The organism is Streptomyces sp. NPDC033136 (assembly GCF_055578235.1).
The window spans coordinates 12,777-25,757 of the sequence record NZ_JBVIPD010000029.1; the positions used below are offsets into that span (position 1 = coordinate 12,777).

General features: G+C 70.4%; 9 protein-coding genes. 5 read left to right on the forward strand and 4 right to left on the reverse strand.

Annotated elements, in window-relative coordinates:
* Positions 1-23: 23 nt before the first annotated feature.
* The 5 genes from ACZ5TL_RS35040 to ACZ5TL_RS35060 all read left to right on the forward strand — a co-directional run bounded on the left by ACZ5TL_RS35040 (position 24) and on the right by ACZ5TL_RS35060 (position 6,106).
* Complete coding sequence (locus ACZ5TL_RS35040) at positions 24-539, forward strand: GtrA family protein (RefSeq protein WP_468594822.1); 516 nt, start codon at positions 24-26, stop codon at positions 537-539.
* Positions 540-653: 114 nt separating this feature from the next.
* Positions 654-2,918, forward strand: a complete 2,265-nt coding sequence (locus ACZ5TL_RS35045) for an MMPL family transporter (protein ID WP_468594823.1) — start codon at positions 654-656, stop codon at positions 2,916-2,918.
* A gap of 763 nt (positions 2,919-3,681) precedes the next feature.
* Entirely contained in the window at positions 3,682-4,353 is a 672-nt protein-coding gene (locus tag ACZ5TL_RS35050) for a DUF4097 family beta strand repeat-containing protein (RefSeq protein ID WP_468594872.1), read from the forward strand.
* A gap of 14 nt (positions 4,354-4,367) precedes the next feature.
* Entirely contained in the window at positions 4,368-5,324 is a 957-nt protein-coding gene (locus ACZ5TL_RS35055; protein ID WP_468594824.1) for an ATP-binding cassette domain-containing protein, read from the forward strand.
* Positions 5,321-6,106, forward strand: a complete 786-nt coding sequence (locus ACZ5TL_RS35060) for an ABC transporter permease (RefSeq protein ID WP_456200304.1) — start codon at positions 5,321-5,323, stop codon at positions 6,104-6,106. The genes ACZ5TL_RS35055 and ACZ5TL_RS35060 overlap by 4 nt, the downstream gene beginning before the upstream one ends.
* A 132-nt stretch (positions 6,107-6,238) precedes the next feature.
* On the opposite strand, the gene ahcY is transcribed toward ACZ5TL_RS35060, so the two are convergent.
* Genes ahcY through ACZ5TL_RS35080 form a run of 4 tightly spaced genes read right to left on the reverse strand, consistent with a single transcriptional unit; the run spans position 6,239 to position 12,954 of the window.
* Entirely contained in the window at positions 6,239-7,642 is a 1,404-nt protein-coding gene (gene ahcY / locus ACZ5TL_RS35065; RefSeq protein ID WP_468594825.1) for an adenosylhomocysteinase, read from the reverse strand.
* On the reverse strand, positions 7,632-8,489 hold the full coding sequence (metF, locus tag ACZ5TL_RS35070; protein ID WP_468594826.1) for a methylenetetrahydrofolate reductase [NAD(P)H]: 858 nt from the start codon (positions 8,487-8,489) through the stop codon (positions 7,632-7,634). Before metF ends, ahcY begins: the two co-directional genes overlap by 11 nt.
* Positions 8,486-11,983, reverse strand: coding sequence for a methionine synthase (gene metH, locus ACZ5TL_RS35075; RefSeq protein ID WP_468594827.1), 3,498 nt, complete (start codon positions 11,981-11,983; stop codon positions 8,486-8,488). The genes metF and metH overlap by 4 nt, the downstream gene beginning before the upstream one ends.
* Complete coding sequence (locus ACZ5TL_RS35080; protein WP_468594828.1) at positions 11,971-12,954, reverse strand: carbohydrate kinase family protein; 984 nt, start codon at positions 12,952-12,954, stop codon at positions 11,971-11,973. Before ACZ5TL_RS35080 ends, metH begins: the two co-directional genes overlap by 13 nt.
* Between the last annotated feature and the right edge of the window lie 27 nt (positions 12,955-12,981).

Consider the following 12,981-nt stretch of genomic DNA (forward strand, 5'->3'; position numbering starts at 1 on the left):
GGCCCTCGAGGAAGGACGCCGCCATGAAGTCGCCGCTCGCACACCAGCCCGATGTGGCGACCGAAGCCGGCCCCGGCCCCCTCGCGTCCTTCCTCCGGTTCGCGGCCCTCGGCGGCGGCGTCGGAGTCCTCTCCAGCCTCGCGGTGCCGCTGCTGGCCGTGACGATGCCCTGGGCGCTGGCGAACGCGGTCGTCACCGTCGTCTCCACCCTGCTGTGCACCGAACTCCACGCCCGCATCACCTTCGCCAAGGGACGCGGCGCCGGATGGCGTGAGCACTGGCAGTCGGCGGGCTCGGCGACGGCCGCCTACCTGGCCACCGGCATCGCCGTGTGGGTGCTGCACCTGCTGCAGCCCTCCCCCGCCATGCTGACCGAGCAGATCGTCTACCTCGGCGCCTCCGGACTCGCCGGCGCGGCCCGCTTCCTCGTTCTGCGCTGCTACGTCTTCGCCACCCGCAGCGGCTGGCCGGAACTGATTCCTCCACTCGACGTTCGCTTCAGGATCAGTCTCGCTCCGCCGGAGAATCCGGCCGTTTGACGGGCCTTTGGGCCACCGTGTGTGCATGTCAGAAGCCACCGCCCTGTTCTGATGCCGGGGCGGCCGGCCCCCTACGTTCCTCTGCCCCCCCACTCGATGGAAGTGCGGTTTTCCGTGGCTACCTTCCTGTACAAACTCGGCCGCTTCGCCTTCCGGCGACGTGGCCTCGTGACCCTGCTGTGGGTGCTGATCGTCTGCGGCGTCGGTGCCGCTGCCTCCAGTGCTCCCACCCCCCCGACCGAGCAGTTCTCCATGCCGGGCACCGAATCGCAGAAGGCGTTCGACCTCCTGGAGGAGAAGTTCCCGGACGCCGGCGCCGACGGTGCCACCGCCCGCGTCGTGATCCGCGCGCCCGAGGGCAAGAAGATCGCCGATGAGAAGGCGGCGATCGGCGAGCTCCTCGGCGAGCTCGGCAAGGCGCCCCAGGTGTCAGGCGTCGCCGACCCGTTCACCGCCGGCTCGATCAGCGAGGACGGCCGTACCGCCTACGCCGTGGTGACCTACGGCGTCGCCGCACCCGACCTCACCGACGAGGCGCACGACGCGCTCACCAAGGCCACGGACCGGGCCCGCGACGGCGGCCTGACCGTCGAGGCCGGCGGTGACGCCGTCGCGATCGAACAGACCATGTCCGGCACCGGTGAGCAGATCGGTGTGCTGATCTCGGCCATCGTCCTGTTCCTCACCTTCGGCTCGGTGCTCGCCGCCGGTATGCCGCTGCTCACCGCCCTGATCGGCGTGGGGGTCGGCGTCTCCGCCATCACCGCGCTCGGCTCCACCTTCGGGCTGTCGGCCACGACGTCGACGCTGGCGATGATGATCGGCCTCGCGGTCGGCATCGACTACGCCCTGTTCATTGTCTCCCGCTACCGCGCCGAGGTCGGCGAGGGGCGCACCCCGCAGGAGGCCGCGGGCATCGCGACCGGCACCGCCGGTTCGGCCGTCGTCTTCGCCGGGCTCACCGTCATCATCGCGCTGGGCGGCCTCGCCGTCGTCAACATCCCGATCCTCACCAAGATGGCTCTCGCCGCGGCGGGTACGGTCGCCGTCGCCGTACTGATCGCGGTCACCTTGGTGCCCGCCCTGCTCGGCTTCGCGCCGCGCCGGGTGCTGCGGGTCGCGGACCGCCGTCTCGTGCAGACCAAGAAGCCGTTGTCGGCGCGCAAGCTGCGCAAGTCGGAGAAGAAGGCCGCGAAGCTGGCCGCGCGGACCAAGCCGAGCCTGTCCACCCGCTGGGCCTCCTTCGTGGTGCGCCGCCCGCTCGGCGTGCTCTTCCTCGCGGTGGTCGGTCTCGGCGCGATCGCCCTGCCCGCCACCAAGCTGGAACTCGGCCTGCCCGGCGAGGGCACGATGGCGACCGACACCACCCAGCGCAAGGCGTACGACCTGCTGTCCGACTCCTTCGGGCCCGGCTTCAACGGCCCGCTGACGGTGACCGTCGAGGGCAAGGACGCGGCCGCCGCCGGTGACAAGGTCGGCGAGAGCCTGAAGAAGACCGCGGGCATCGCCTCGGTCTCCAAGGCCACCGCCAACAAGGCCGGCGACACCGCCATCTTCAGCATCGTCCCGAAGACCGGCCCGACCGACGGCGAGACCGAGCAGCTGGTCAAGGACATCCGCGCGAAGGCCACTTCGCTCGCGGCGTCCGCGGGGGCCACCGAGATCCTGGTGACCGGCCAGACCGCGCTGTTCATCGACTTCTCCCAGACCCTGTCCGACGCGCTGCTGCCCTACCTGGCCCTGGTGGTGGGCCTGGCCTTCCTGCTGCTGCTCCTGGTGTTCCGCTCCGTCCTGGTCCCGCTGAAGGCGGCGCTCGGCTTCCTGCTCTCGGTCAGCGCGGCGCTCGGCGCGCTGGTCGCGGTGTTCCAGCTCGGCTGGGCCGCCGGCTTCTTCGGCATCGAGCAGACCGGCCCCATCATGACCACGCTGCCGATCTTCATGATCGGTGTGGTCTTCGGCCTCGCCATGGACTACGAGGTCTTCCTGGTCACCCGCATGCGTGAGGCGTACGTCCATGGCGCCTCGCCGAAGGACGCGGTCGTCACCGGCTTCCGCCACAGCGGCCGGGTGGTCGTGGCCGCCGCGATCATCATGATCAGCGTCTTCTCGGGCTTCATCTTCGAGACCGACGACCTGGTCGCGATGATGGGCTTCGGCCTCGCCTCCGCAGTCCTGTTCGACGCCTTCGTGGTCCGGATGGCGATCGTGCCCGCCGTGCACTCGCTGCTCGGCGACGCCGCCTGGTGGCTGCCGAAGTGGCTCGGCCGGCTGCTGCCCAACGTGGACGTCGAGGGCGAGCGGTTGCGGCGACTGCAGGCCGCTCCGCCGTCGCCCGCGCCGCGGAAGACGCCGGATCACGAGGGGGACCTCGTGCACTGAGGCATGCGCGGTCTGAACTGCCGCGGCCCGGTGCGACCTTGTCCAGGTCGCGCCGGGCCGCCGTCCGTGTACGGGCCCGGGGGACACCGCAGCGCCGCGAACGCCGGGGCACCGCGAACGCCGGGGCCCGCAAGACCGCTTGAGAGCTGGTCGAGGTCCGGCCGAGGTCGATGGTCCCGGCCGCGGGCCTCCGGTTCACTGATCCCATGGCGACCCCGACTTCCGGCACCGGTCGCGTCCCGCAGCCGCGCGGCGCGAAGGGCCCGCGCCGCGCGGCACCGTCCCCCACCGGTACGCCGATCCCCCCACCGCCCGGCCGTCCGGCGTCCTCGCCCCGGGTCGGCACCTGCCACGCATGGTCCCTGCCCTGCCGCACGCCGCCCGCCCCGGCCGGATCGCCGCCCGGTGCGCCGGACCTCACCCGCACGCCACGGCCGCCGCGCACGCCGACGCCCTGCTCCGGCTCGACGCCCGCACCCGCCCGGTCCGGTTCCCGCCGGGTGGGTCCTCCTGCCCGCATCGCGGTTCCCCGCGCGCTCCGAGTGTCCCCGGTATAGCGTTCACTCTCTGTTCATTGCAACGGATAGGACGGATGTCATTGCATTAAGCCTAGACTCATTGCAATGATTTATCGAATCTACCTGCATTTATGGCGCAAATAAGCAACAACCGTGTTGCTAGTTCCGTGAATGCAACGTAGCGTTTCCATCATCAGAAACATCGGGACGCAGGAGCGCACACGATGCAGAAGAAGGAGTGCACGATGCAGAAGTTCGACACCCCCGCCCCCGTCGCGGCCGTCCTCGACATCCCCGCGGGACGCATCCGGTTCGTCGCCGCCGACCGGACCGACACCACCGTCGAGGTCCTGCCCGCCGACGCCTCCAAGAGCCGCGACGTGAAGGCCGCCGAACAGACCACGGTCACCTGCGCCGACGGCACCCTGCGCATCGAGGCCCCCACCGGCAAGAACCAGGCCCTCGGCTCCTCCGGCACCCTCGACGTGACCCTCCACCTGCCCACCGGCTCCCGCGTCGAGGCGAAGACGGCCGACGCCCAGCTCCACAGCACCGGACGGCTCGGTCACGTCTCCCTCGACAGCGCCCAGGCCACCGTCGAGCTCGACGAGACCGAAGGCGCCCGCCTCACCCTCGCCGCCGGCGACGTCACCGTCCACCGCCTGGACGGCTCCGCCGAGATCAGCACCCAGAAGGGCGACCTCCGCGTCACCGAGGCCGTGCGCGGCACCGTCACCCTGCGCACGGAGCACGGCGACATCACCGTCGGCGCCGCCCGCGGCACCTCCGCCACCCTCGACGCCGGCACCACCCACGGTCGTATCGAGAACACCCTCACCAACACCGACGGACCCGACGCCGCTCTCACCATCCACGCCACCACCGCCTACGGCGACATCGCCGCCCGCAGCCTGTAGAAGGAGCTCTCCTCATGACCAAGCCGGCCATCGCAGCGAACGGGCTGCGCAAGTCCTACGGCGACAAGACCGTCCTTGACGGCGTCGACCTGATCGTCCCCGAGGGAACGATCTTCTCCCTGCTCGGCCCGAACGGGGCCGGCAAGACCACCACCGTGCAGATCCTGTCCACGCTGATCTCCGCCGGCGGCGGGCAGGCGCAGGTCGCCGGTCACGACATCGCCGCGGACCCGCAGGCGGTGCGTGCCGCGATCGGTGTCACGGGGCAGTTCTCCGCCGTGGACGGTCTGATCACCGGTGAGGAGAACATGCTCCTCATGGCGGACCTGCACCACCTGTCCAAGCAGGAGGGGCGGCGGGTGGCCGCCGAGCTGCTGGAGCGTTTCGACCTGGTGGAGGCGGCGAAGAAGCCCGCCTCGACGTACTCGGGTGGCATGAAGCGGCGTCTGGACATCGCCATGACGCTGGTCGGCAAGCCGCGGATCATCTTCCTGGACGAGCCCACCACCGGCCTGGACCCGCGCTCGCGGCACAACATGTGGGGCATCATCCGCGAGCTGGTCTCCGACGGTGTCACCGTCTTCCTCACCACGCAGTACCTGGAGGAGGCCGACGAACTCGCCGACCGTATCGCGGTGCTGAACGACGGCAGGATCGCCGCCGAGGGCACCGCCGCCGAGCTCAAGCGCCTCGTCCCCGGCGGCCACGTCCGGCTCCGCTTCACCGACCCGGTCGCCTACCAGGCCGCCGCCCTCGCGCTAGAGCAGGCGGCTCGGGACGACGACGCGCTCGCCCTCCAGATCCCCAGTGACGGCAGCCAGCGTGAGCTGCGCTCCATCCTCGACTGGCTGGACTCCGCCGGCATCGAGGCCGACGAACTGACCGTCCACACCCCCGACCTCGATGACGTGTTCTTCGCCCTGACCGGCGGCGCCGGCGTCCCCACCCAGCCCAAGGAGGCTGTCCGATGAGTTCCGTGTCCCTCGCCGTGCGCGACTCGAACACGATGCTGCGCCGCAACCTGCTGCACGCGCGCCGCTACCCGTCCCTCACGCTCAACCTGCTGCTCACGCCGATCATGCTGCTCCTGCTGTTCGTCTACATCTTCGGCGACACCATGAGCGCGGGCATCGGCGGTGGCGGCCGCTCCGCCTACATCGCCTACATCGTGCCCGGCCTGCTGCTGATGACCATCGGTTCCACCGTCATCGGCACCGCGGTCTCCGTCTCCAACGACATGACCGAGGGCATCATCGCCCGCTTCCGCACCATGGCCATCCACCGGCCCTCGATCCTCGTCGGGCACGTCGCCGGCAGCGTCCTGCAGTCGATCCTGAGCGTGGTCCTCGTCGGCGCCGTCGGCGTGGCCATCGGCTTCCGGTCCACCGACGCCACCGCCCTGGAGTGGCTCGCGGCCTTCGGGCTGCTCGCCCTCTTCACCCTGGCGCTCACCTGGATCGCCGTCGGGATGGGTCTGGTCAGCCCCAACGCCGAGGCCGCCAGCAACAACGCCATGCCCCTGATCCTGCTGCCGCTCCTGTCCAGCGCGTTCGTGCCGGTCGACTCGATGCCGGGCTGGTTCCAGCCGATCGCCGAGTACCAGCCCTTCACGCCGGCCATCGAGACCCTGCGTGGCCTGCTGCTGGGCACCGAGATCGGCCACAACGGCTGGCTCGCCGTCGTCTGGTGCCTGGCCCTGACGGTCCTCGGCTACTTCTGGTCCACCTCGACCTTCAACCGCGACGCGAAGTAGTCCGCCCCGTGACAGCGCGGGCCACCGCCCGCGCCCCGGCCGACAACGTCACACGACGAACGCCCGATCCACGAAGGCCCGTCGCCGCTGTCTCCCTGACAGCCGCGACGGGCCTGCCTTCGCTCGGCGTCGTCAGTAGCGGTAGTGGTCCGGCTTGTACGGGCCCTCGGCCTTGACCCCGATGTACTCGGCCTGTTCCGGGCGGAGCGTGGTCAGCCTGACGCCGAGGGCGTCGAGGTGGAGGCGGGCGACCTTCTCGTCCAGGTGCTTGGGCAGCACGTGGACGCCCGTCTCGTACGCGTCGGGCTTGGTGAACAGCTCGATCTGGGCCAGGGTCTGGTCCGCGAAGGAGTTGGACATCACGAACGACGGGTGGCCGGTGGCGTTGCCCAGGTTCAGCAGGCGGCCCTCGGACAGCACGATGATCTTCTTGCCGTCGGGGAAGGTCCAGGTGTGGACCTGCGGCTTGACCTCGTCCTTGACGATGCCGGGGACCTTCGCGAGGCCGGCCATGTCGATCTCGTTGTCGAAGTGGCCGATGTTGCCGATGATCGCCTGGTTTTTCATCCTGGCCATGTCCGACGCCATGATGACGTCCTTGTTGCCGGTGGTCGTGATGAAGATGTCGGCTTGGTCGACGACCTCGTCCAGCGTGGTGACCTGGTAGCCGTCCATCGCCGCCTGGAGGGCGCAGATCGGGTCGATCTCGGTGACGATCACGCGGGCACCCTGGCCGCGCAGCGACTCCGCGCAGCCCTTGCCCACGTCGCCGTAGCCGCAGACGACCGCGGTCTTGCCGCCGATCAGCACGTCCGTGGCACGGTTGATGCCGTCGATCAGCGAGTGGCGGCAGCCGTACTTGTTGTCGAACTTCGACTTCGTCACCGCGTCGTTCACGTTGATCACGGGGAACAGGAGAGAGCCCTCGCGGTGCATCTCGTACAGGCGGTGGACACCGGTCGTGGTCTCCTCCGTCACCCCGCGGATCTGCGCGGCGATGCCGGTCCAGTCGAGCGTGCTCGTCTTCAGCAGGGCGGCCACGGCCGCCAGTTCCTCGTTGTCGGCCGAGGGCAGCTCGCCGGTCTTGAGGTACGCGACGCCCTGGTGGACGAGGGTGGTGGCGTCACCGCCGTCGTCCAGGATCATGTTCGGGCCGCCGGTGGGGCTGTCCGGCCAGGTCAGCGCCTGCTCCGTGCACCACCAGTACTCCTGGAGGGTCTCGCCCTTCCAGGCGAAGACCGGTATGCCGGCCGCGGCTATGGCGGCGGCCGCGTGGTCCTGGGTGGAGAAGATGTTGCATGACGCCCAGCGGACCTGGGCGCCCAGGGCAACCAGGGTCTCGATCAGGACGGCGGTCTGCACCGTCATGTGCAGGGAGCCGGTGATGCGGGCACCGGCCAGCGGCCGGGCCTCGGCGTACTCCTCACGGATCGCCATCAGCCCGGGCATCTCGTGCTCGGCGAGGGTGATCTCCTTGCGGCCGAACGCGGCCAGCGAGAGGTCGGCGACTTTGAAATCCACGAACTCAGGCGACACGAATGCTCCTTGGAATGATGACGTTACGGTGGATGTCCAGGGCCGCGGTGGACCTGTTCAGGGTGATGTAGTGCAGTCCGGGCGCGCCCTCCGCCAGGAGGCGTCCTGCCATGGCGGTGGCGTACTCGACGCCGATGCGGTGGCCCGCGGCGCGATCGTCGCGGGCGGCCTCCAGACGGTGGGCCAGGTCCTCGGGGAAGGCGGCGTCGCTCAGTTCGGCGAAGCGGCGGATCTGGCGTACGTCGGTGGCGGGCATGATCTCGGGGACGATCGGGATGTCGCAGCCGGCCGCGGCCACACGGTCGCGCAGCCGCAGGTAGTCCTCGACGTGGAAGAACATCTGCGTGATGGCGTAGTCGGCGCCGGCGCGGCACTTGGCCACGAAGTGCCGGATGTCGGTGTCCCAGTCGGGCGAGCGCGGATGCCGCTCGGGGAAGGCGGCGACGCCGATGGTGAAGTTGCCCAGGGAGCGGACGAGTTCGACCAGCTGGTAGGCGTGGGTGAAGCCGTCCGGGTGCGGCACCCACGGTCCTCGGGGGTCGCCGGGGGGATCGCCGCGCAGGACGAGGACGTCCTTGATGCCGGCGTCCGCGTAGGCGCCGATGATCTGCCGCAGCTCGGCGACCGAGTGGCCCACGGCGGTGAGGTGCGCGACGGGACGCAGGGTGGTCTCCGCCGCGATGCGCCGGGTGATCTCGATGGTCCGGTCCCGGGAGGAGCCGCCCGCGCCGTAGGTCACGGAGACGAAGTCCGGGCGCAGGGGCTCCACCCGGCGGATCGCCTGCCACAGCGTCCGCTCGCCGGCGGCGGTCTTCGGCGGGAAGAACTCGAAGGAGAAGGTCGTCATGCGCGGCCTCCCGCGTTGAAGTAGTTCGCCTCGGGGTGGTGGACGACGATGGCGTCGGTGGACTGCTCGGGATGGAGCTGGAACTCCTCGGACAGGTGCACGCCGATGCGTTCCGGCCGGAGCAGGTGGGCGATCTTCGCGCGGTCCGCCAGGTCGGGGCAGGCCGGATAGCCCAGCGAGTAGCGGCAACCCTGGTACTCGGTGCGGAGCATGCCGTCCAGCGAGCCCGGGTCGTCCGCCGCGATGCCGAGTTCGGTGCGGACGCGGGCGTGCCAGTACTCGGCGAGGGCTTCGGCGAGCTGGACGGACAGGCCGTGGAGTTCGAGGTAGTCGCGGTAGGCGTCGGCCTCGAAGAGGCGGGCGGTCTCCTCGCCGATGTGGGAGCCGACGGTGACGACCTGGAAGCCGACGACATCGGTCTCGCCGGACTCCTCCGGGCGGAAGAAGTCCGCCAGGCACAGCCGCCGCCCGCGGCGCTGGCGCGGGAAGGTGAACCGGGTGCGCTCATGGCCCGCCTCGTCGAGGACGATCAGGTCGTCGTCCTTGGACACGCAGGGGAAGTAGCCGTGGACCACGGCCGCCTCCAGGAGGTTGTCCGTCTGGAGGCGGTCCAGCAGGCCACGCAGACGGGGCCGGCCCTCGGACTCGACCAGCTCCTCGTACGAGGGCCCCTCGCCGGTGCGGGCCTGCTTCAGCCCCCACTGGCCCTTGAACAGCGCGCCCTCGTCCAGCCAGGACGCGTACTCCTTGAGCTGGATGCCCTTCACGACCCGCGTGCCCCTAAACGGCGGGGCGGGGACCGGGACGTCCGTGGCGACCTCGGACCGGACGTGGCCCTTTTCGGGCCGTTCCTCGATCTCGACGGTGGTGGCACGGACCCGGCGTTGACGCAGTTCGGGCAACTGGGCGCCGGGGACGCCGCGCTTGATGCCGATCAGGGCGTCCATCAGGCGCAGGCCCTCGAAGGCGTCGCGGGCGTAGCGGACTTCGCCGTCGTAGAGCTCGTGGAGGTCTTGTTCGACGTAGGCGCGGGTGAGGGCGGCGCCGCCGAGGATGACGGGGTAGTCGGCGGCCATGCCGCGCTGGTTGAGCTCTTCCAGGTTCTCCTTCATGATCACGGTGGACTTGACCAGGAGTCCGGACATGCCGATGACGTCGGCGCGGTGTTCCTCGGCGGCTTCCAGGATCGCGGAGACGGGCTGTTTGATGCCGAGGTTGACGACGGTGTAGCCGTTGTTGGACAGGATGATGTCGACGAGGTTCTTGCCGATGTCGTGGACATCACCGCGGACGGTGGCCAGGACGATGGTGCCCTTGCCGTCGTCGTCGGTCTTCTCCATGTGCGGTTCGAGGTGGGCGACGGCCGTCTTCATGACCTCGGCGGACTGCAGGACGAACGGCAACTGCATCTGGCCGGAGCCGAACAGTTCGCCGACGACCTTCATGCCGTCCAGCAACGTCTCGTTGACGATGTCCAGGGCCGGCCGCTCGGTCAGCGCCTCGTCCAGGTCGGCCTCCAGGCCGTTCTTCTCGCCGTCGATGATGCGGCGCTTGAGACGCTCGTCGAGCGGCAGCGCGGCCAGCTCCTGCGCCTTGGACGCCTTCAACGACTTCGCGGTGGCGCCCTCGAAGAGCTGCATCAGCTTCTGCAGGGGGTCGTAGCCCTCGCCGCGGCGGTCGTAGATCAGGTCCAGGGCCGTGGTGACCTGCTCCTCGTCGAAGCGGGCGATCGGCAGGATCTTCGAGGCGTGCACGATCGCCGAGTCCAGGCCCGCCTTGACGCACTCGTCCAGGAAGACACTGTTCAGCAGGATGCGGGCGGCCGGGTTCAGGCCGAAGGAGATGTTCGACAGACCCAGAGTCGTCTGCACATCGGGGTGGCGGCGCTTGAGCTCGCGGATGCCCTCGATCGTGGCGATTCCGTCCCTCCGGGACTCCTCCTGGCCGGTGCAGATGGTGAAGGTCAGGCAGTCCACCAGGATGTCCGACTCGTGGATCCCCCAGTTCCCGGTCAGATCGGCGATCAGCCGCTCCGCGATCTCGACCTTCTTTTCGGCGGTGCGGGCCTGGCCCTCCTCGTCGATGGTCAGCGCGATCAGCGCCGCACCGTGCTCCCGCGCCAGCCGCGCGACCTTCGCGAACCGTGACTCCGGGCCGTCACCGTCCTCGTAGTTCACCGAGTTGATCACCGCCCGGCCGCCCAGCCTCTCCAGCCCGGCCCGGATGACCTCCACCTCCGTGGAGTCCAGCACCACCGGAAGCGTCGAAGCGGTCGCGAAGCGGCCGGCCAGTTCCTCCATGTCCGCCACCCCATCGCGGCCGACGTAGTCCACGCACAGGTCCAGCATGTGCGCGCCCTCGCGGATCTGGTCCCGGGCCATCTCCACGCAGTCGTCCCAGCGGCCCTCCAGCATCGCCTCACGGAACTTCTTCGACCCGTTCGCGTTGGTCCGCTCACCGATCGCCAGATACGACGTGTCCTGCCGGAACGGCACCGTCTGATACAGCGACGCCGCACCCGGCTCGGGCCGGGGGGCGCGCTCGGTGGGGCTCAGACCGCGAACGCGCTCGACGAGCCGGCGCAGGTGCTCGGGCGTCGTACCGCAGCAGCCGCCCACCAGGGACAGGCCGTACTCCCGGACGAACGTCTCCTGCGCGTCGGCCAGTCCTTCCGGGCCGAGCGGGAAGTGCGCGCCGTCCTTGGTGAGGACCGGGAGGCCCGCGTTGGGCATGCACAGCAGGGGGATGCGGGAGTGGCGGGCGAGATAGCGCAGGTGCTCGGTCATCTCGGCCGGACCGGTGGAGCAGTTCAGGCCGATCATGTCGATGCCCAGCGGCTCCAACGCCGTCAGCGCGGCACCGATCTCGGAGCCCAGCAGCATCGTGCCGGTCGTCTCGAAGGCCATCGAGACCAGGAGCGGGACCTCGGTGCCGAGGGTCTCCATGGCACGGCGGGCGCCCAGGACCGCGGCCTTGGTCTGGAGCAGGTCCTGCGTGGTCTCCACCAGCAGCGCGTCCGCGCCGCCGGTGAGCAGTCCCTCGGCGTTGGCCTGGAAGCCGTCGCGGACGGTGGCGTAGCCGATGTGGCCGAGGGTGGGGAGCTTGGTGCCGGGGCCCATGGAGCCCAGGACCCAGCGTCGCTGTCCGGTGCGTCGTGTGACCGCGTCGGCTGCCTGGCGGGCGATGCGGGCGCCCGCTTCCGACAGTTCGTGCGCGCGGGCGGCGATGTCGTACTCGGCCAGTGCCGTGTGGTTCGCGCCGAAGGTGTTGGTCTCCACGCAGTCCACGCCCGCCGCGAGGTAGGCGTCGTGGACGGAGCGCACGATGTCCGGGCGGGTGGCGTTGAGGACCTCGTTGCAGCCCTCCAGCTGCTGGAAGTCCTCCATGCTCGGGTCGTGGGCCTGGAGCATGGTGCCCATGGCGCCGTCGGCCACCACCACGCGCGTGGCGAGCGCCTCGCGGAGGGTCTCGCCGCCTGTCGTCACCGCCGGCATGGCGTACCTCCCAGGTGTACGGCGATGGCCTCGGCCGCTGCCGTGCCGTAGGTCTCGGCGAGGACGGCGGTGAGCCGGGCGGGGTCGGGCGTGTAGGCCTGGGATCCCACCTCGGCGAGTGCCAGGGAGGCCACCGCGCAGCCGAGCCGGGCCGCGTGCGGGCTGTCCAGGCCCCACGCGAGGGCCGCGAGGAAGCCCGCGCGGAAGGCGTCGCCGGCTCCGGTCGGGTCGGCGGTGCGGACACCGGCGACGGCGGGCACGGTGAACGCCGGACGGCCGGCGGCCTCGATCCGGACGCCGTCGGCGCCGAGCGTGGTGATCCACGCGCCGACGTGTGCGAGGACGTCGTCGCGGCTCCAGCCGGTACGTTCCAGCAGCAAGGTCGCCTCGTACTCGTTGGTGAACAGCCGGCGCGCCCCGGTGAGCAGCGTGCGGGCCTGGTCGCCGTCGAGGCGGGCCAGTTGCTGCGAGGGGTCGGCGGCGAAGGGGATGCCGAGCGCCCGGCAGCGCGCGGTGTGGCGCAGCATCGCCTCGGGGTCGTCGGGTGCCACGACCACGAGGCCGGGCAGCGGGTCGAGGCGCCCGAGGTCGATGTCGCGGGCCTCGGTCATGGCTCCGGCGTAGAACGCGGCGATCTGATTGGCGTCCTGGTCCGTGAGGCACACGAAGCGGGCCGTCTGCCGCCGGGCGGAGACGTGTACGGCGCCGGTGTCGACGCCGTGTTCCTTCAGCCAGACCTCGTACTCACCGAAGTCGCTGCCGACCGCGCCGACGAGCACGGGGGCCAGTCCCAGCCCGCCGAGCCCGTAGGAGATGTTGGCGGCGACCCCGCCGCGGCGCACCTCCAGGTCGTCGGCGAGGAACGACAGCGACACCCGGTCGAGCCGGTCGGGTATCAGCTGGTCCACGATCCGGCCGGGGAAGGTCATGAGGTGGTCGGTGGCGATGGAACCGGTCACGGCGATGCGCATGGCAACTCCCGTCCCTGTCGGCGCGGC